The organism is Pseudomonas sp. 8O, from assembly GCF_902506495.1.
In the GTDB taxonomy this organism is placed as follows: Bacteria; Pseudomonadota; Gammaproteobacteria; order Pseudomonadales; family Pseudomonadaceae; genus Aquipseudomonas; species Aquipseudomonas chaetocerotis.
The window spans coordinates 739,888-758,229 of record NZ_LR733265.1 but is presented as its reverse complement, the minus strand read 5'-3'; the positions used below and the strand labels follow the sequence as shown (position 1 = coordinate 758,229).

The 18,342-nt window shown below is 61.1% G+C and carries 19 protein-coding genes; 8 read left to right on the top strand and 11 right to left on the bottom strand.

Going from position 1 to position 18,342, the window contains the following annotated elements:
- Positions 1-21 precede the first annotated feature (21 nt).
- Entirely contained in the window at positions 22-615 is a 594-nt protein-coding gene (locus GV002_RS16970) for a phosphoheptose isomerase (protein ID WP_160019500.1), read from the top strand.
- Positions 612-1,145, top strand: a complete 534-nt coding sequence (locus GV002_RS16965) for a BON domain-containing protein (RefSeq protein ID WP_160019499.1) — start codon at positions 612-614, stop codon at positions 1,143-1,145. The genes GV002_RS16970 and GV002_RS16965 overlap by 4 nt, the downstream gene beginning before the upstream one ends.
- A gap of 48 nt (positions 1,146-1,193) precedes the next feature.
- On the opposite strand, the gene GV002_RS16960 is transcribed toward GV002_RS16965, so the two are convergent.
- From GV002_RS16960 to rplM, 7 genes are all read right to left on the bottom strand, one after another.
- Positions 1,194-1,607 (bottom strand): ClpXP protease specificity-enhancing factor, encoded by a 414-nt coding sequence (locus tag GV002_RS16960; protein ID WP_017678955.1) that lies wholly within the window; start codon positions 1,605-1,607, stop codon positions 1,194-1,196.
- Positions 1,608-1,620: 13 nt separating this feature from the next.
- Positions 1,621-2,238: a glutathione S-transferase N-terminal domain-containing protein gene (locus GV002_RS16955; RefSeq protein ID WP_160019498.1), complete on the bottom strand. Its 618-nt coding sequence runs from the start codon at positions 2,236-2,238 to the stop codon at positions 1,621-1,623.
- A 167-nt stretch (positions 2,239-2,405) separates the two neighbouring features.
- Positions 2,406-3,185 (bottom strand): cytochrome c1, encoded by a 780-nt coding sequence (locus GV002_RS16950; RefSeq protein WP_160019497.1) that lies wholly within the window; start codon positions 3,183-3,185, stop codon positions 2,406-2,408.
- Positions 3,185-4,396 (bottom strand): cytochrome b, encoded by a 1,212-nt coding sequence (locus tag GV002_RS16945; RefSeq protein WP_160019496.1) that lies wholly within the window; start codon positions 4,394-4,396, stop codon positions 3,185-3,187. The genes GV002_RS16950 and GV002_RS16945 overlap by 1 nt, the downstream gene beginning before the upstream one ends.
- Positions 4,396-4,989 (bottom strand): ubiquinol-cytochrome c reductase iron-sulfur subunit, encoded by a 594-nt coding sequence (gene petA / locus GV002_RS16940; protein WP_160019495.1) that lies wholly within the window; start codon positions 4,987-4,989, stop codon positions 4,396-4,398. The genes GV002_RS16945 and petA overlap by 1 nt, the downstream gene beginning before the upstream one ends.
- Before the next feature lie 254 nt (positions 4,990-5,243).
- Entirely contained in the window at positions 5,244-5,636 is a 393-nt protein-coding gene (gene rpsI / locus GV002_RS16935; protein WP_106738907.1) for a 30S ribosomal protein S9, read from the bottom strand.
- A 14-nt stretch (positions 5,637-5,650) separates the two neighbouring features.
- On the bottom strand, positions 5,651-6,079 hold the full coding sequence (rplM, locus tag GV002_RS16930) for a 50S ribosomal protein L13 (protein WP_017678951.1): 429 nt from the start codon (positions 6,077-6,079) through the stop codon (positions 5,651-5,653).
- A 247-nt stretch (positions 6,080-6,326) separates the two neighbouring features.
- Between rplM and GV002_RS16925 the strand changes: the two genes are divergently transcribed.
- A complete protein-coding gene (locus GV002_RS16925) occupies positions 6,327-7,364 on the top strand; it encodes an NADP(H)-dependent aldo-keto reductase (protein WP_160019494.1) in 1,038 nt (345 codons plus the stop codon).
- A gap of 74 nt (positions 7,365-7,438) precedes the next feature.
- Here GV002_RS16925 and GV002_RS16920 read toward each other — a convergent pair whose 3' ends face one another.
- Complete coding sequence (locus GV002_RS16920; protein WP_160019493.1) at positions 7,439-8,578, bottom strand: acyl-CoA dehydrogenase family protein; 1,140 nt, start codon at positions 8,576-8,578, stop codon at positions 7,439-7,441.
- Between the two features lie 247 nt (positions 8,579-8,825).
- Here GV002_RS16920 and GV002_RS16915 point away from each other — a divergent pair, with 247 nt between their 5' ends.
- From GV002_RS16915 to GV002_RS16900, 4 genes are all read left to right on the top strand, one after another.
- Positions 8,826-9,725 (top strand): GlxA family transcriptional regulator, encoded by a 900-nt coding sequence (locus GV002_RS16915; RefSeq protein ID WP_178094761.1) that lies wholly within the window; start codon positions 8,826-8,828, stop codon positions 9,723-9,725.
- Positions 9,726-9,941: 216 nt separating this feature from the next.
- Positions 9,942-10,973: a hypothetical protein gene (locus GV002_RS16910; RefSeq protein ID WP_160019491.1), complete on the top strand. Its 1,032-nt coding sequence runs from the start codon at positions 9,942-9,944 to the stop codon at positions 10,971-10,973.
- A 52-nt stretch (positions 10,974-11,025) separates the two neighbouring features.
- Positions 11,026-12,024 (top strand): putative solute-binding protein, encoded by a 999-nt coding sequence (locus GV002_RS16905; protein ID WP_160019490.1) that lies wholly within the window; start codon positions 11,026-11,028, stop codon positions 12,022-12,024.
- A gap of 54 nt (positions 12,025-12,078) precedes the next feature.
- Positions 12,079-14,256, top strand: a complete 2,178-nt coding sequence (locus GV002_RS16900) for a TRAP transporter large permease subunit (protein WP_160019489.1) — start codon at positions 12,079-12,081, stop codon at positions 14,254-14,256.
- 39 nt (positions 14,257-14,295) lie between these two features.
- On the opposite strand, the gene zapE is transcribed toward GV002_RS16900, so the two are convergent.
- The 3 genes from zapE to GV002_RS16885 form a co-directional block, all read right to left on the bottom strand.
- The gene (gene zapE / locus GV002_RS16895; protein WP_160019488.1) at positions 14,296-15,390 is read right to left on the bottom strand and encodes a cell division protein ZapE; all 1,095 of its coding nucleotides are present in this window, start codon (positions 15,388-15,390) and stop codon (positions 14,296-14,298) included.
- A 133-nt stretch (positions 15,391-15,523) separates the two neighbouring features.
- Positions 15,524-16,870 (bottom strand): tryptophan--tRNA ligase, encoded by a 1,347-nt coding sequence (locus tag GV002_RS16890; RefSeq protein WP_160019487.1) that lies wholly within the window; start codon positions 16,868-16,870, stop codon positions 15,524-15,526.
- A 137-nt stretch (positions 16,871-17,007) separates the two neighbouring features.
- On the bottom strand, positions 17,008-17,637 hold the full coding sequence (locus GV002_RS16885) for an alpha/beta hydrolase (protein ID WP_160019486.1): 630 nt from the start codon (positions 17,635-17,637) through the stop codon (positions 17,008-17,010).
- A gap of 265 nt (positions 17,638-17,902) precedes the next feature.
- Here GV002_RS16885 and GV002_RS16880 point away from each other — a divergent pair, with 265 nt between their 5' ends.
- Positions 17,903-18,334: a YhcB family protein gene (locus GV002_RS16880; RefSeq protein WP_160019485.1), complete on the top strand. Its 432-nt coding sequence runs from the start codon at positions 17,903-17,905 to the stop codon at positions 18,332-18,334.
- Positions 18,335-18,342: the final 8 nt, after the last annotated feature.

Below are 18,342 nucleotides of genomic sequence, written 5' to 3'. Positions count from 1 at the left end.
CGTAAATTCAAGGTTTAACCGATGGACATGCAATCCCGAATCCGCCAGCTCTTCCAAGCCAGCATCGATACCAAACAACAGGCCATGGACGTTCTGACTCCATACATCGAGCACGCCAGCCTGGTGATGGTTCAGGCCCTGCTCAACGAGGGCAAGATTCTTTCCTGCGGCAATGGCGGCTCCGCCGGCGATGCCCAGCATTTTTCCTCCGAGCTGCTCAACCGCTTCGAGCGCGAGCGCCCGAGCCTGCCGGCCATCGCCCTGACCACCGACAGCTCGACCATCACCTCCATCGCCAACGACTACAGCTACAACGAAATCTTCTCCAAACAGATCCGCGCGCTCGGCCAACCGGGCGATGTACTGTTGGCGATTTCCACCAGCGGCAACTCTGCGAATGTCATCCAAGCCATTCAAGCTGCACATGATCGTGAGATGACCGTCGTCGCCCTCACCGGCCGCGACGGCGGCGGCATGGCCTCACTGCTGCTGCCGGAAGACGTCGAAATCCGCGTTCCAGCCAAAGTCACCGCACGCATCCAGGAAGTCCACCTTCTGACTATCCACTGCCTCTGCGACCTGATCGACAGTCAATTGTTTGGGAGTGAAGAATGAAGCGTTCCGCCCTGATTCTGGCCGCCCTGGCCGTTACTCTGACCCTGGCAGGCTGCGGCAGCCGCAGCATCGGCAACAAGATCGATGACCAGTTCCTCGGCCCGGAAGTCGCGTCACGCATCAGCAATGCCCATGCCGACCTGGCCAGCCCGACCTCACGCATCGTGGTTACCAGCTATAACGGCGTGATTCTGCTTGCAGGGCAAACCCCACGCAGCGAGCTCAAGGATCGCGCCGCTCAGACCGCCCGAAGCGTACAGGGCGTGAAGAAGATCTATAACGAGCTGCAGGTGCAGCAACCAGCATCCCTGTTGGCACGTAGCAACGACTCGCTGCTGACCACCAAGATCAAGGCGCAGATGCTGGCCGACAGCAGCGTACCGAGCGCGCGCATCAAGGTCGTGACCGAAAACGGCATCGTCTACATGCTCGGCCTGGTCACGCGCGAGGAAGCCAACGCCGCCACTCGCGTGGTACAGAGTGTATCGGGGGTGCAGCGGGTCGTGCGCCTGTTCGAATACACCAACTGACTCGAACGCAGAAACGACAAGGGCGCCCATGGGCGCCCTTTTCATTGCTCACTTGACCACTTTCAGACTTGGCCGGCCGCTAGGACGCGACGGCTCGCCACCGGAAGGCCCATCATCATCCGGCTCAGGCTCCTCTGGACCGCCAGCAACCGACGGCTCCATATCGAAGACCATGCCTTGACCGTTCTCCCGCGCGTAGATCGCCAGGATCGCCGCTGCCGGAATGTACAAGCTGTGCGCCACACCACCGAAGCGCCCTTCGAAGCTCACCGCCTGATTGTCCATATGCAGATGACGCACAGCGCTGGGCGAAGCATTCAGCACGATCTGGCCATCACTGGCGAAGCCGGGTGGCACCTGCACGCCCGGATACTCGGCACTGACCAGCAGATGCGGCGTGCAATCGTTATCAACGATCCACTCATAGAGGGCGCGAACCAGATAGGGACGACTGGAATTCATGGTTTCCTCCTTCTCAGCGCATCGCGCGCTCGGCAGCAGAAAGACTGGCCTGAAAGGCCTCACGAGCAAACTGACGCTCCATATAGTCAAGCAAGGGCTTGGCCGGACGCGGCAGTTCGATACCCATGACAGGCAGACGCCATAGAATGGGCAGCAGGCAACAATCCACCAGACTCAGCTCGTCACTGAGGAAGAATGCCTTGTCCGCGAACAGCGGCGATACACCGGTCAGACTCTCGCGCAGCTCCTTGCGCGCCAACTGGCGCTCGGCCTCCTTGCTGCGCTTGTCGAGAATACGGTCGACCAGCACACACCAGTCACGCTGGATGCGGTGCATCAGCAGACGGCTGTTGGCGCGAGCAACCGGATAGACAGGCAGCAATGGGGGATGCGGGTAGCGCTCGTCCAGATATTCCATCACCACGGACGATTCGTACAGCGCCAGGTCACGATCGACCAGCGTCGGCACACTGCCATAGGGATTGACCTCGGCAAGCCTGGGCGGACAACGGCCCTGCTCGACATCGATGATCTCGACGCTGACACCTTTCTCGGCGAGCACCAGACGCACGCGATGGGAATAGTGGTCGGCGGGGTCGGAGTAGCAGGTCAACCTATTGGTCACCGCCATGGCGATCCTCCTCGCTTGTTTTGATTTTGCAGAAACACGAAAAATTGCCCAGGGCAATTCTTGAAGTTGCAAGTGACGACACCGCAAGGTGGTCACTCGGAATGGCAGGGTACAAAAACCTGCGCGCCCATAGGGGCGCGCAGGTGTATGCAGAGAACTGCAACGGCTTAATGCACGTCCTTCCAGTACTCACGCTTGAGCAGGTAGGCGAACACGAAGAAGAACGCCAGGTACAGCAGCACATAGGTGCCGATACGCTGGGACTTCAGCTTGACCGGGTTGGCCGAATAGGCCAGGAAGGTCACCAGGTTCTTCACCTTCTCGTCGAACTCGGCCTCGCTCAGCGCGCCGGTCTTCTCCTCGACGGTCAACTGATCACAGGCCTCGCGCGTGATCGGTGCACCGGTCAGCGGGTCGAATTGCTTCTTGCCGTCGGTGACGACCTGAACCTGCTTGCAGCCGATGACCTGGTTACCCTGCAGACCCACCAGCACGTTGGGCATACCCACGTTCGGGAACACCTTGTTGTTGGCGCCCAGCGGACGACTCGGGTCTGCGTAGAAGGTGCGCAGGTAGGTGTACAGCCAGTCATTGCCACGCACACGAGCGACCAGGGTCAGATCAGGTGGCGCTGCACCGAACCAGGCCTTGGCGTCATCCGGCTTCATGCCGATCTTCATGTGGTCACCGATCTTGGCGTCGTTGAACACCAGGTTGTCCAGCATGATTTCGTGCGGGATGCCGAGGTCATCGGCAACACGCTCATAACGCTGATACTGAGCCGAGTGGCAACCCATGCAGTAGTTGGCGAAGGTACGCGCGCCATCCTGCATGGCAGCCTTGTCGGTCAGGTCGATATCGACCTTGTCCAGCGGGTAGTTGCTGGCAGCACCCATGGCCAGGGCCGGCAGCGCAGCGAAAACAAATGCAGCAAAGAGCTTTTTCATCAGCCAGTCACCCTTTCCGGAACCGGTTTGGTCTTCTCCATCCTGGTGTAGAACGGCATCAGGATGAAGTACGCGAAGTACAGGAAGGTGCACACCTGCGACAGCAGGGTACGACCCGGGGTCGGCGCCAGCACACCCAGCACGCCCAGGATGACGAAGGAGATGCAGAACACCACCAGCCAGATCTTGCTCATCCAGCCCTTGTAGCGCATGGATTTGACCGGGCTACGGTCGAGCCAGGGCAGCACGAACAGAACGGCAATGGCTGCGCCCATGGCGATTACGCCGAGCAGCTTGTCCGGCACCGCACGCAGAATCGCGTAGAACGGCGTGAAGTACCAAACCGGGGCGATGTGCTCAGGGGTCTTGAACGGGTTGGCTGCTTCGAAGTTCGGCTTCTCGAGGAAGTAACCGCCCATTTCCGGAAAGAAGAACACCACGAAGCAGAACACGAACAGGAACACCACTACGCCTACGATATCTTTCACGGTGTAGTAAGGGTGGAAGGCGATGCCATCGAGCGGCACACCGTTCTCGTCCTTGAACTTCTTGATATCGACGCCGTCAGGGTTGTTCGAACCTACTTCGTGCAGCGCCAGGATGTGCAGCACGACCAGGCCAAGCAGAACGATCGGCAGTGCGATCACGTGCAGGGCGAAGAAGCGGTTCAGGGTAATACCGGAGATCAGGTAGTCGCCGCGAATCCACTGGGTCAGGTCGTCACCGATGACCGGAATGGCACCGAACAGCGAGATGATCACCTGGGCGCCCCAGTAGGACATCTGGCCCCACGGCAGCAGGTAACCCATGAAGGCCTCGGCCATCAGCACCAGGTAGATCAGCATGCCGAAGATCCACACCAACTCGCGCGGCTTCTGATAGGAGCCGTAAAGCAGACCGCGGAACATGTGCAGATAGACCACCACGAAGAACGCAGAGGCACCGGTGGAGTGCAGGTAACGCAGGATCCAGCCGTACTCGACGTCACGCATGATGTATTCGACGGAGGCGAAAGCACCTTCAGCCGAAGGTTCGAAGCTCATGGTCAGCCAGATACCGGTAACGATCTGATTGACCAGCACCAGCAGAGCCAGCGAGCCGAAGAAATAGAAGAAGTTGAAATTCTTCGGGGCGTAGTACTTGGAGAGATGGTCTTCCCACATCTTGGTGGCAGGGAAGCGCGCATCCACCCATTCCATGAATTTGCTCATCACGCTTTCTCCTGGTCCACACCGATGATGATCACATCATCCGTTTCGTAGGTGTGCGGCGGCACTGGCAAGTTCAGCGGTGCAGGCTGCGACTTGTACACGCGACCGGCGAGGTCGTAACGCGAACCGTGGCAAGGGCAGAAATAGCCACCCACCCAGTCCGGACCCAGGTCAGCCGGGGCTACCTCCGGGCGGAAGGACGGCGCACAACCCAGGTGAGTGCAAAGACCTACCAGAATCAGCAGCTCTGGTTTGATCGAGCGGGTCTTCTTGTCCACGTACTCCGGCTGCACGGAGGCAGCGGACTCGGGATCGGCGACACTGCCTTCGATCTTGGTCAGATTGGCCAGGATCTCCTCGGTACGGCGCACGATGAACACCGGCTGACCGCGCCACTCAGCAACCATCTGCTGACCTGCCTCGATCTTGCTGACGTTCACCTTCACCGGTGCACCGGCCGCCTTGGCCTTGGCACTGGGGAACCATGACCCCACGAACGGAGTCGCAGCACCTACCGCTCCTGCTGCACCCACCACGGAGGTGGCTGCAACCAGGAAGCGACGCCGGCCTGCATTCACGCCGTCATTGCTCATTCAGTCGTCTCCCATCAGCTTTGTGGCCTGTTGTTCAGGCCTCTACTAAGTAAAAATCGGGCCGCGCAAAAAATTCGCCAAATGGTAAAGAAAAGCCCCTTTTCTGACAAGGTAATTACCCCCGAAGAGACTGGCGAAAGCCTTGGAAGACGCGGCTTACGCGTATGCGGCACGTTGTCGCAGCAATTTGCCACGCCCAAAAAAAACGCCCAGCTCCGTAAGGAAACTGGGCGCTTTGGGAAGCGTAGTCGCGATTAACGCTTCGAGTACTGCGGACGCTTACGCGCTTTACGCAGACCGACTTTCTTACGCTCGACTTCACGGGCGTCACGAGTAACGTAACCAGCTTTACGCAGCGGGCTGCGCAGGGTTTCGTCGTACTCGATCAGAGCGCGGGTGATACCGTGACGGATGGCACCAGCTTGACCACTGACACCACCACCTGCAACGGTGACGAAGATGTCGAACTTCTCGACGGTCTCGGTCAGCTCCAGCGGCTGACGCACGACCATGCGAGCGGTTTCGCGACCGAAGAAAGTATCCAGGGCGCGATTGTTGATCGAGATGTTACCAGTGCCCGGACGCAGGAAAACGCGCGCGGTTGCGGTCTTGCGACGGCCAGTGCCGTAATTTTGAGTCGCCGACATAATGAACTATTCCGTTAAATCTTCAGTTCTTGGGGCTGCTGAGCAGTGTGCGGGTGGACTGCACCCTTGTACACCTTCAGCTTACGGTACATGTCGCGACCCAGCGGGTTCTTCGGCAGCATGCCTTTGACCGCAGTCTCGATCACGCGCTCAGGAGCACGAGCGATCAGCTTCTCGAAGTTGATCTCTTTGATGCCGCCCGGGAAACCGGAGTGGGAGTAGTACTTCTTGTCGCTGGCTTTGGCACCAGTTACACGCACCTGCTCGGCATTGATAACGACGATGTAGTCGCCAGTATCAACGTGCGGGGTGTACTCAGGCTTGTGCTTGCCACGCAGACGGCTCGCGATTTCGGTGGCCAGACGACCCAGGGTCTTGCCAGCAGCATCAACGACGAACCAGTCGCGTTTTACTGTTTCCGGTTTAGCAGTAAAAGTTTTCATTCTTTATAGCCTCAGGGGCCGCCCAGCAAAAATAGACGGCGGATCTTACTGGATAGTGCGTACTTTGACAAGTCAAAGGCAGCCGCATACGGACGCTATCGGGGGCTCGGGTCAGCGCGTCCACAATACGGCAAGATTCTTCGGCAGGCGGCGCATCACTTCCACCGCAGAAAGAGGTGCCGAATTATCCTGATTGCGAAAAAAATTTCAACCTGCTTGTATGACTCTTTTGCCGAAGGAGTCAATCATGGAATACCGCAAGCTAGGCCGAACCGATCTCGATGTCAGCGCACTGTGCCTGGGCACCATGACTTGGGGCGAGCAGAACAGCGAGAGCGAAGGCCATGCGCAGATCGAGCGGGCCAAGGCCAGCGGCATCAATTTCATCGATACCGCAGAGATGTACCCTGTGCCACCGCGCGCCGAAACCTACAGCAAGACCGAGCAGATCATCGGCAGCTACTTCAGGCAGCGTGGCGACCGCGCCGACTGGATTCTGGCCAGCAAGATCGCCGGCCCCGGCAACAGCATCTCGCACATCCGTGACGGCCAACTGAAGTTCAACCGCCAACACATCGTCAATGCACTGGACGCCAGCCTCAAGCGCCTGCAGACCGACTGGATCGATCTGTACCAACTGCACTGGCCGGAGCGGCCGACCAATTTCTTCGGCCAGCTCGACTACAAGCACAAGGACGTTGAGTTCACGCCTCTGGAAGAAACCCTGGAAGTGCTCGACGAGCAGGTCAAGGCTGGCAAGATCCGCCATATTGGCCTGTCCAACGAAACCCCGTGGGGCACCATGAAGTTCCTGCAACTGGCCGAAAGCCGTGGTTGGCCGCGCGCCGTGTCGATCCAGAACCCTTACAACCTGCTCAACCGCAGCTTCGAGGTGGGTCTGGCGGAAGTGGCGATTCGCGAGCAGTGCGGCCTGCTGGCCTACTCACCACTGGCTTTCGGCATGCTCAGCGGGAAATACGAAGGCGGCGCTCGCCCGGCCGGCGCACGCATCAGCCTGTTCAGCCGCTTTGCCCGCTACACCAACCCGCAGTCGGAAGCAGCCTGCTCACGCTACGTGGCCCTGGCTCGCGAGCACGGCCTGGATCCGGCGCAGATGGCCCTGGCCTTCGTCACCGCGCAGCCCTTCGTGACTAGCAACATCATTGGCGCCACCAGCCTGGAGCAACTGGACAGCAACCTGGCCAGCGCCGAGCTGAAGCTCTCCGAAGAAGTGCTCGCCGGCATCGAGGCGATCCACAAGTCGCAACCCAACCCCGCGCCCTGACGCACCACGTAGGGTGTGCCGTGCGCACCGACAAGCACCTCAGCGTTGCAGGTGCGCACAGCGCCCCTACGGATTTACACCAGTGAACGAGCGATGATTTCCTTCATGATCTCGTTGGTGCCAGCGTAGATGCGCTGCACCCGCGCGTCGGCCCAGGCACGCGCCACCGGGTATTCCCACATGTAACCGTAACCGCCGTGCAACTGCACGCACTCGTCTAGCACCTTGCACTGCAGATCGGTAGTCCAGTACTTGAGCATCGCTGCCGTCGGCACATCGAGCTTGCCCGCAAGGTGCAGCTCCAGGCAGCGGTCGATGAACACCCGACCGACCTGAATCTCCGTCGCCATTTCGGCGAGCTTGAAGCGAGTGTTCTGAAAGTCCGCCACGGCCTTGCCGAAAGCCTTGCGTTCACGGGTGTAATCCAGCGTCCACTGCAGCGCCGCTTCCGCCGAAGCTAGGGCGCCGATGCCGACGGTCAGGCGCTCCTGCGGCAGCTCCTGCATGAGGTAGGCGAAGCCCATACCCGGCTGGCCCAGCAGATTCTCCTTGGGTACGCGCACGTCCTGGAAGAACAGTTCGGAGGTGTCCTGAGCCTTCATACCCACTTTCTCCAGGCGCTTGCCCTTGGAGAAGCCGGGCGTATTGGCTTCGACCAGAAACAGACTGGTGCCCTTGGCGCCGGCCTTGGGATCGGTCTTGGCCACGACAATCACCAGATCGGCTAGCCAGCCATTGGTGATGAAGGTCTTCGAGCCGTTGATCACGTACTCGTCGCCATCGAGCACGGCAGTGGTCTTCACGCCCTGCAGGTCGGAACCCGCACCCGGCTCGGTCATGGCGATGGCCGTGACCATCTCGCCGCTCACCAGCTTGGACAGGTAGTGCTGCTTCTGCGCCTCGCTGCCGTAATGCAGGATGTAGGGCGCGACGATGTCCGAATGCAGCGAGAAACCGATGCCGGTCAGTCCCAGGCGCCCGATCTCCTCGATCACCACGGTGCTGTAGAGGAAGTCGGCCGCCATGCCGCCGTACTCCTCCGGGATATGCGAACACAGCATCCCCGCCTCGCCCGCCTTGTTCCATAGCGCGCGGTCGACATGCCCGTCCTTCTCCCATTGGTGGTGATAAGGCACGGCTTCCTGCTCGAGAAACTTGCGCACGCTGTCGCGAAACAGTTCATGGTCGGAGCTGAATAGAGTTCTGGGGATCATGGCGCTACCTGTGTCTGAGGCGGGAGAAAAAGCATGGCCTCGACTTTAGCCAAGCAAACGCTTGGTCGCACTGGACACAAGCGCCAAAAAATAAGACGATCCAGCCGCTGCATGACCACTTAGCCTTGAACAAGAATAAATACTTATGGTTATTCCAGAGCCGCGTACGGCGTTACGCCGCGTCAGCATTCTCGCCACCGACGGCGTCTTCGCCTCCACCCTGATGCAAGCCAAGGACTTCTTCCACATGGCTGGCATTCGCTATGCCAAGCAGCAGGGCCTGGGCTTCGAACCGCCGTTCGACATCCATCTGGTCAGCCCGGATGGGTTGCCTGTGAACAGCTTCAGCAAGGTCAAGGTGCCAGTAGACGGCGGCCTGGACAGCTGCGACGTGATCATCCTGCCCGCCTTCTGGGACGATTTCGACGCACTCAGTCGTCGTTATCCACAGGTGCTGGACTGGCTCAAACGCCAGCATGCCAGCGGCACGGCGATCTGCGGTGAGGCCAGCGGGGTGTTCTGGATGGCCGAAGCCGGTCTGCTCGACGGCAAGGAAGCGACCACCTACTGGCGCTTCTTCCGCGAATTTTCCGAGCGTTTCCCCAAGGTACTGCTCAATCAGGACAAGCACCTGTCCGATGCCGACAATCTGTATTGCGCAGGCGGCGTCACGTCGGCCTGCGACCTCTATATCTATCTGATCGAGCGTTATTGCGGCGCCGGCGTGGCTCAGGGCGTGGCGCGCGACATTCTCTACGAGGTACAGCGCAGCTATACGCCAGGACGCATCGGCTTCGGCGGCCAGAAGCTGCACCAGGACGTCACCGTGCTGCAGATCCAGCACTGGCTGGAGGAGCACTATGCCGACAAGTTCCGCTTCGAGGACGTGGCCCGCGAGCACGGCATGAGCATCCGCAACTTCATGCGTCGTTTCCAGGGTGCCACCGGCGACAAGCCTCTGCACTACCTGCAACGCCTGCGCATCGAAACCGCCAAGAGTCTGCTGTCTTCCACCCGCAAGAGCATCAAGACCGTCAGCTACGAGATCGGCTACGACGATGCCAGCTTCTTCGCGCGCCTTTTCCGCCAGCACACGGGGCTGTCCCCCAACCACTATCGCCGCCAGTTTCAGCAGCAGCCCCAGTGAAATCGCGCAGGCGCCATTCGCCGCGCCTGCGGCGATTCGGTAACGCCCTGCACTAGACAACCTGTCTACCGCTCCGCCACACCCACCAGAAGATTGGGTATCAGCCCAACCCGCTGCCAGTAGAGTGCTTACGTGGTCGGCCCGCTTGCGCGTGGCAGACACACAAGAACGTGCGCTGGATGCGCCTCTACAACAACAATAACGATGGAGAACGCCATGGGAGCCTCTCGTGCGCTGTGCCTGTGTGCCATTGCATCGCTGGTGCTACTGACAGCCTGCACCCCGATCAAACGCTTCGGTGCCGACCAATCGCTGCGCTTCATGGAAAACAACCTGGTCGGCCCCATGCTCGAAAGCCATGACGCCGACATGGCCTGTTATTCCGGCGCGTCCGTCGCCCCACTCATCCAGTCCACCAGCGGCATGGGTGCCGACAACCAACAGTTGCTGACCCTGCTCTACCTCACCGCCGCTACCTGTGCCGAGCAGACCGCATTCGAGCAGGAGCTGCGCTATCTGCGCGCCTCACGCAGCAAGCAGGTCGAAGAGGCACAGGACGCACGCATCACCCAGAAGCGCTATGCCGAACTGGCGGCACGACGCCAATACCAGTCGTACCAGAACTTCGCCAACTACTACGAGAATCGCTTCGATATTCGCATCGGCGATAGCTGCCCGGCCTTCGACAAGGACCTCGACGAACTGATCTACCTGCTAGGCCTGATCCAGGGACTGCAAGCCATCCAGAACGACATCAACTCGCAGAACGCCGTCGGCGTACCCAAGGACATCGCGGCCAAGACCGAGCGCGCCATGAGCTGCCTGGACAATGAGAAGTGGTGGGGCGCCCCGATGGCGGCACGTGCCCTGGTCTGGAACATGCTGCCAGGCAGCGGTGAGGGGCAGAACCCCTGGCAGGTGCTCGAGCAGTCACGGCAGATCGGTGAGCGTCACGGCGTACGCCTGGCCCATGCCCTCTACGCGATCTCCGCCACCGCGAAGAACGACGAGCAGCACTTGCGCAGCGCGCTGCGGGCCTTCGGCGCGACCGAAGCGGCGAACAGCAGCTTCAAGCTCAACGAACCCTATGCCCAGGTCGATGCCATCAGCAGCAGCACCGTCATGAACAATGCCGATCGCTACTGGACGACCAATGCCGGTACACGCACTCCAATCGGCGGCCTGCTGCGTTTCTGGGACGAGCAACAGCCGGTCGATACCGGCATCGAGATCGACGACCTGCTCTAGTCAGATCGTCACAAGCCTTCCCGCCTCAGCAGCACGATCCGGAGTATCCGCCATGAAGTGTTCCAACCTAGCCACCCCCGCTCTGCTCTGTCTGGCACTGGGCGCCTCCCCCCAGGCCTTCGCTCAGAGGATCTGCGTGTTCGACATCCTCGGTGCCCAGGGCGACATCTACAGCCTGATGAAGGACTACCAACTGGCTGCCAACCATTTCGGCGCCAGCCTCGAACTCAAGCCCTACACCGACGAGAAAATCGCTGCAGAAGACTTCAAGGCCGGGCAATGCGATGGCGTGATGATCATGGGCTTGCGCGCCCGTCAGTTCAACGGATTCACCGGCAGCCTGGAAGCACTGGGTGCCCTGCCCAGCTACCAGGCACTGGAAACGGTGATCACCACCTTGAGCTCAGCCAAGGCCAGCAAGTTCATGCTCAACGGCCCCTACGAAGTGGCGGGCATCGTACCCATGGGCGCGGCCTACCTGTTCGTCAACGACCGCACCATCGACAACATCAGCAAACTGTCGGGCAAGAAGTTCGCGATCATGGACTACGACAATGCACAGGCGAAGATGGTGCAGCGGATCGGCGCTCAGCCAGTCGCCTCCGATGTCACCAACTTCGCCGGCAAGTTCAATAACGGCTCGGTGGATGTGGTCGGTGCGCCGGCGGCGGCCTACAAACCGCTGGAACTGCAGAAGGGTATGGGTGAACGCGGCGGCGTGGCGCGCTTCCCGGTGCTGCAACTGACCTACCAGCTGGTCATCCGTCCTGACCGTTTCCCCGAAGGCTTCGGGCAGCAATCACGCGAGTTCGCCCTCAGCCAGTACAGCCGCGCCATGGACATCATCACGCAATCGGAAAGCGAGATCGACAATCACTACTGGATCGACATTCCGCCCGAGGACATGGAGAAGTACAGCGTGATGCTGCGTGAGGCGCGTATTTCGCTGACCGAGGAAGGCGTCTATGACAAACGCATGATGGCGGTGATGAAGCGCGTGCGCTGCCAGATCGACTCAGCCGATGCCGAGTGCGCCCAGAACCTCGAATAACAATAACGAAACGGGGGCACGCCCCCGGACTCCGCCTCGACCGTAGAGCCTGCCATGCCCATTGCCTCGACCATGATCAGCCATGACCAGCCTGCGCCAACCCAGACCTTCAAACGTCCTCTGTTTGGCCGATGGCTTTCCACCCTGCCGGTCTTCCTTCTGCTGACCCTCACCCTGGTCATAGGCACCGGGGAGATGCTCCATGGCCAACTTCTGCGCATGGGCGAGCGTCTGTTCGGTGACCCGGCTGCCGGTGTGCAGTACTTCATGCTGCGCGCCGATCCGGTGACCCCGACCTGCGATCCCACCCCCGACCTCGAAGCTCTGCTGGCCAGGCAGCCCGCCCGGGCCAGCAGCGATATCGACGACCTGTTCGACGCTACCGAGGTCGACCCGCAGGCGCAACGCAGCGCTCTGCAACGTGCCGCTCAACTCTGCGCGCAGCAGCATACGCTGCACGCAGCCGTCGTCGCGCACATGACGCCTGAACTGAAGCTGTTCCGCAGCCTGGAAACCTCGTTCTTCGGCATCTTTCGCTTCGGCACCGACAACCGCGCCCTGCTCCTGCTGCTGCTCATCGCCATCGCCGGCATCACCACCACCCTGCGCAACCACCACATCTCGCTGCGTCCCGCCAAGAGCCGACTCGACCACCGTGTCTCGGCTGCCGGCATGGTCATCGCCAATGCCTTGCTGGTGTTTTCCTGCAGCCACTACCTGCATACCCTGCTCAACGCCGACCTGCCACTGAACAGGCCGTATCTCAATGGGCTGTGGATCGCACTGTTCAGTTGCCTATGCCTGATCAGCGTCTACAACTTGCTCAAACCACCGGCGGAAGCCGAACCTGGCGGCAATCTGGGGCTGGCGCTGCTCTGCACGCCGCTGTATGCCATCATGGCGATCAGCTCCTTCACCTCGTTTTCGCTGCAAGGCCACCATGGCGGCATCGCCATCTACCTGGGTCAGCTCGTCGAGCTGTCGGGTATTTTCCTCAACCTGGCCCTGTTCATCTGGGCCGGCATGCTGCTCAAGCAGACCAACGTGGTCGACCGCTTCCTCGATCTGGTTCGCCCCTGGCGTCTGTCGCCGGAGCTGCTGACCTGGATTCTCCTGATCGGTGCCGCCGTGCCGACTGCCTACACGGGCGCCTCGGGCATCTTCGTCATCGCCGCCGGGGCCATCATCTACCGCGAAGTGCTGCTCTCCGGAGGCCGCCGGCAATTCGCCCTGGCCGTCTCGGCGATGTCCGGCTCGCTCGGCGTGGTACTGCGCCCCTGCCTGCTGATCGTGGTGGTCGCAGCACTGAACAAGCAGGTGACCACAGCCGAACTGTACAACTGGGGGATCGCCGTTTTCGTCCTGACCTCGTCGCTGTTCTTCATCGCCTCGCAGGTGTTGCGTCAACAACGAATCAACATTGCCCATCCACGCGACGCCATGCCCGCCATGGCCCGCGCCCTGGTGCCGGTGGCACCCTACATCCTCATCGCCATCGTGGTGGTCTGGGTCTACAGCTACCTGCTCGATACCCGGCTGAACGAGTTCACCGCGCCGGTGATGTTGCCGGTCATCCTGCTGGTGGTGCTGATTTTCGACAAGCTGCGCGGCGAGTCACTGGTGGAAACACCGAGCGCTCGCGCCATCGAGAACGATCAGGGCAACAGCCAGCGCAACTTCACCCAGGCTGTGGGCGCCGCCACTTATGACACTGTCGGCCATATCGGCGCGCTGACCTTGCTGATGGCCTTGTCGGTATCCACTGGCGGGGTGATCGAACGCTCCGGCCTCATGGAGCTGATCCCGCAGGACTTCCAGAGCATCTGGCTGGCACTGACCGCGTTGATGGTGGTGCTGTTCCTGATCGGCATGGTGATGGACGCCTTTGGCGTGGTGATCCTGGTGTCGGCCACCATTGCCCCGATCGCCTATGCCAACGGCATTCACCCGGTGCATTTCTGGATGATCGCCCTGACGGCCATGGAACTGGCCTACCTGTCACCGCCCGTGGCGCTGAACCACCTGCTGGCCAGACAGGTGGTGGGCGAGGCGGAAATCGCCGCCGCCAACGAGGAGGTGCGCGACAAGGGTTTCTACTACCGCTATGAGCGCTGGATCCTGCCGATGACGGTAATGATCGTGGCGCTGCTGATCGTCACCTATGGCGGTGAACTGATCGTCGAGCACGGTGCGCAGACGCTGGAGCTGTGGCGCAGCTGGCTGCCACAGTGACCGGGTAACGCCCGCCCGATGCAGGGCGGACGCCAGTTTTCAGGGCCGGTGTGGGCGCGAAAGGAACTCGTGCGACTGCATTTCCAGCAGACGGCTCAGCGTGCGCTGGAACTCGAAGCTCAGGCGGCCGCCGGTATAGAGATCCTTGAGCTCCACCTCGGCGGAGATGATCAGCTTGACGTTGCGGTCGTAGAACTCGTCCACCAGGTTGATGAAACGGCGCGCCATGTCGTCCTTGGCCACGCTCATCTGCTCGACATTGGCCAGGATCACCGCGTGGAAGATCTTGCCCAGCTCGATGTAGTCGTTCTGGCTGCGCGGGCCGTCGCACAGCTCACGGAATTCGAACCAGGCCACGTCCTCGCACACCCGCACGGCGTGAATCGCGCGGTTCTCGATCATCAGCGCCTCGTTCTCCACCATGTGGGTGCAGTCCGGCAGCAGGCTCTGGAAGCTCTTGCGCAAGCTCTCTTCCGCAGCCGGGCCGAGCGGGAAATGGAACAGCTCGGCCTGCTCCAGCGCACGCAGGCGATAGTCGACACCGCTGTCGACGTTGACGATATCGGTGTGCTCCTTGAGCAAGGCGATGGCCGGCAGGAAGCGCGCGCGCTGCAGGCCGTCCTTGTACAGGCCATCCGGCACGATGTTGGACGTGGCCACCAGGGAAACGCCGTTCTTGAACAGCTCTTCCATCAGCGTAGCGAGAATCATGGCATCGGTGATATCGCTGACGAAGAACTCATCGAAGCAGATCACCCGCGCCTCGTCGGCGAAACGCTTGCCGATGATGGTCAGCGGGTTCTTCTCGCCCTTGAGGGTCTTCATTTCCTCGTGCACGCGCTTCATGAAGCGGTGGAAGTGAGTGCGCATCTTCTGCTCGAACGGCAGCGCATCGAAGAAGGTATCGACCAGGTAGGTCTTGCCGCGCCCGACACCACCCCAGAAATACAGGCCCTTGACCGGCCCCTGCGGCTTCTTGCCGAACAGCTTGCCCATCAGCCCGGACTTGCCCTGGTCGCGCGCGATCAGGTCGTCGTACAGACGCTGCAGATGGCGGACGGCATTTTCCTGGGCCGCATCATGAAAGAAGTCGGGCCGCTTGAGATCGGCCTGATAACGCTCTAAGGGGGTCATGATTCGTTAGCCGGGCAAGTAAAAACGGGGGCGTCACTTTAGCGACGCCCCCGTTGCTTGGCAATCATGGCCGTAGCCCGGATGCAATCCGGGGATACTGGCGAAGCTCGCCCCGGATTGCATCCGGGCTACTTCACTCCTGCGGCGCCAGCGCCTCACGCAGACGGACGATGGCATCTTCCAGCGCCTGACCGTCAGCGAACTCGGGGCTGCTCGCCACGCTTTCACCGTCGATCCAGACCGAGAACGCCTGACCTTCGGCACGTACATCCAGCGGTTCGCCAGATTGCAGACGCTTGTTGATCATGCCGGCCGATTTGCCATCGGCGAAGGATTTCGACAGCAGCAATTGCTCGCCATCGGCATCGAGCAGACGGAAGCGGAAGCTGCCGTCTTCATCGCGGAAGCTGACGAAACGTGCGCTCTTGACGGCTTGCTTCTTCTCACCAGCAGTGACCTGCACCTGTTCGCGGAACGAACGCAGGCCCACCGCCTCGCGCAACTCACCGAGGAACGGCGTGGCGATCTTGCGCGCCTTGGCCGCACCGGCGAGGAGGATGTCCTCGAGGTCGGCTGGCCGAGCGATCAGTGCGTTGTAGCGCTCGCGCGCCTCGCCCAGGGTGTCTTCGAGCAACTGGTACAGGCGGTTCTTCGCCTCGCCCCAGGCCAGGCCGCCTTCCAGTTCGGCACGAAACTCGGCCTGCTGCGCGTGGCTGGCAAAGGCCTGGTACAGGGTGAACAGGTGCGAACCCTCGGCATCCTTAGGCTCGCCCGGTAGTTTGGAATCGGTGACGATGCGCGCCACGGCGTCCTTGAGCTGCTTGGCAGTACCGAACAGCGGGATGGTGTTGTCGTAGCTCTTGCTCATCTTGCGCCCATCGAGGCCGGGCAGCGTGGCAACTTCTTCCTCGATCACCACCTCGGGCAGGACGAACAGGTCCTTGCCCTTGCCGAACAGATGGTTGAAGCGCTGGCCAATGTCGCGGGCCATTTCCACGTGCTGGATCTGGTCACGACCGACCGGCACCTTCTGCGCGTTGAACATCAGGATGTCCGCCGCCATCAGCACCGGATAACTGAACAGGCCCATGGTCACGCCGGCATCCGGGTCTTCGCCCTGTTCGACGTTCTTGTCCACCGAAGCCTTGTAGGCGTGGGCACGGTTGAGCAGGCCCTTGCCGGCGACGCAGGTCAGCAGCCAGCACAGCTCGGGAATCTCGGGAATGTCGGACTGGCGGTAGAAGGTCGCCTTGTCGGTATCCAGGCCCAGCGCCAGCCAGGTGGCTGCGATTTCCAGGCGCGAACGCTGGATGCGCGCCGGATCATCGCACTTGATCAGCGCGTGGTAGTCGGCGAGGAAGTAGAAGGAATCCATCTGCGGATCGCGGCTGGCAACGATGGCCGGACGGATGGCGCCGGCGTAGTTGCCCAGGTGCGGCGTGCCGGTGGTGGTGATACCGGTAAGGATACGGGTGGTCATGATCAGATTCGCTTTGCTTGAACTATTTCGCTGATCGCGCGAGCCGAGGCCGCGGGACGCCTTGAATGCCAGATTGATCGCAGGGTGCGCCGTGCGCACCACAAAGGCCGGTGCGCACGGCGCACCCTACGCCACGTTCACAGACGCGGCAGAAGGAGTTCCTTCAGATCCGTCAGCTTGCCGTGAAAAAAGTGACCGCATTCTGCCACTTTCAGCAGCTCATGGGCACGCCCGAGATGGGTCGACCAGTCGTACACGGACTGCGGCTCGACCACTTCGTCGCTATCGGGCTGGATCACCACCAGCGGGCACTGGCTGGCCGGTGGCGTCTCGGCGGTCAGGCGATGCACCGCCGGCGCAACCATGAACAGCTTGCTCGGCACCTGCCCCTGCGCCTCCAGGCGCGCACCCAGCGCCGCAGCGACGAAGCCACCGAAGGAAAAGCCCAGCAGCGTGACGGGCAGGTTCGGATATTCCTCCTGCAGCCAGGCGGCGACGGCTTCGGCATCGTCCACCTCGCCGGTGCCCATGTCGTGGCTGCCGGCACTGGCGCCAACGCCGCGATAATTGAAACGCAATGTGTGATATCCACAGTCACGTGCGGTGCGCTGCAAGGTGCTCACCACCTTGTTGAGCATGGTGCCGCCCTGCACCGGGTTGGGATGGCAGATCAGCGCCACGCCTCGGGCGTCCGGCACTTCCAGCAGCAGGGCTTCGAGTTGACCCACCGGGCCTTGAATGAAAAGAGGGGTTTCGCGACTGAGCAACACTGAACTCCGTGACCCCGCAACGGGTCGACTCGTCTAGCAAACTGCCTGTGCGGCAAATGAACCTGTTCAGCGTCTCGAGAGCTCGCGCAATGCAAGGCAAAAACAGGAGAGGAAGCGCAGTGTACTGGTGTACATGAGCATTCCGAATCTGTTTTTAACCCAGCAGTGACGACGCGCAGTAGACTCTGAGCAGGTTCTGGTCGTATACAGCACAGGCTCGAGCCGCTAACGTAAAGCAAAGCCGTTTTGAGAGGAAGGACTCGTGGAACAGACCGTTACAGCCTGGTTGATACCCGCCCTGACCCTGGTGGTCGGCATCGCCGTGGGCTTTGTGCTCGCCCGCCTGGCCCCCAATGCTGCACCGGGCCGTACGCAGCGGCAGATGGATGAAATGCAGGCACGCTTCGAGGCCTACCAGAACGAAGTGGTGACCCACTTCAACACCACCGCCAGCCTGGTGAAGAAACTCACCCAGAGCTACCAGGACGTGCAGGAACACCTGTCCGACGGTGCCAACCGCTTGGCCCTGGATGAGCTGACCCGTCAGCGCCTGCTGGCCACCCTGAACAGCACCGAAGCAGGCGAAAAGCGCGAGCGCCTGACCCCGCCGAAGAACCATGAAATGCCCAAGGACTACGCGCCGAAAAGCGACGGCCCGGGCATGCTGGACGAAAGCTACGGGCTGAAGAAGTAACCCGCCAG

Bases quoted from the DNA above. Each gene is read 5' to 3' on its own strand.
- GV002_RS16960 (WP_017678955.1), bottom strand. From the start codon at position 1,607: ATGAATTCCAGTCGTCCCTATCTGGTTCGCGCCCTCTATGAGTGGATC.
- GV002_RS16920 (WP_160019493.1), bottom strand. From the start codon at position 8,578: ATGATCCCCAGAACTCTATTCAGCTCCGACCATGAACTGTTTCGCGAC.
- GV002_RS16925 (WP_160019494.1), top strand. From the start codon at position 6,327: ATGGAATACCGCAAGCTAGGCCGAACCGATCTCGATGTCAGCGCACTG.
- GV002_RS16890 (WP_160019487.1), bottom strand. From the start codon at position 16,870: ATGACCACCCGTATCCTTACCGGTATCACCACCACCGGCACGCCGCAC.
- GV002_RS16955 (WP_160019498.1), bottom strand. From the start codon at position 2,238: ATGGCGGTGACCAATAGGTTGACCTGCTACTCCGACCCCGCCGACCAC.
- GV002_RS16905 (WP_160019490.1), top strand. From the start codon at position 11,026: ATGAAGTGTTCCAACCTAGCCACCCCCGCTCTGCTCTGTCTGGCACTG.
- GV002_RS16915 (WP_178094761.1), top strand. From the start codon at position 8,826: ATGGCTGGCATTCGCTATGCCAAGCAGCAGGGCCTGGGCTTCGAACCG.
- zapE (WP_160019488.1), bottom strand. From the start codon at position 15,390: ATGACCCCCTTAGAGCGTTATCAGGCCGATCTCAAGCGGCCCGACTTC.
- GV002_RS16950 (WP_160019497.1), bottom strand. From the start codon at position 3,185: ATGAAAAAGCTCTTTGCTGCATTTGTTTTCGCTGCGCTGCCGGCCCTG.
- GV002_RS16910 (WP_160019491.1), top strand. From the start codon at position 9,942: ATGGGAGCCTCTCGTGCGCTGTGCCTGTGTGCCATTGCATCGCTGGTG.
- GV002_RS16900 (WP_160019489.1), top strand. From the start codon at position 12,079: ATGCCCATTGCCTCGACCATGATCAGCCATGACCAGCCTGCGCCAACC.
- rplM (WP_017678951.1), bottom strand. From the start codon at position 6,079: ATGAAAACTTTTACTGCTAAACCGGAAACAGTAAAACGCGACTGGTTC.
- rpsI (WP_106738907.1), bottom strand. From the start codon at position 5,636: ATGTCGGCGACTCAAAATTACGGCACTGGCCGTCGCAAGACCGCAACC.
- GV002_RS16970 (WP_160019500.1), top strand. From the start codon at position 22: ATGGACATGCAATCCCGAATCCGCCAGCTCTTCCAAGCCAGCATCGAT.
- petA (WP_160019495.1), bottom strand. From the start codon at position 4,989: ATGAGCAATGACGGCGTGAATGCAGGCCGGCGTCGCTTCCTGGTTGCA.
- GV002_RS16945 (WP_160019496.1), bottom strand. From the start codon at position 4,396: ATGAGCAAATTCATGGAATGGGTGGATGCGCGCTTCCCTGCCACCAAG.
- GV002_RS16965 (WP_160019499.1), top strand. From the start codon at position 612: ATGAAGCGTTCCGCCCTGATTCTGGCCGCCCTGGCCGTTACTCTGACC.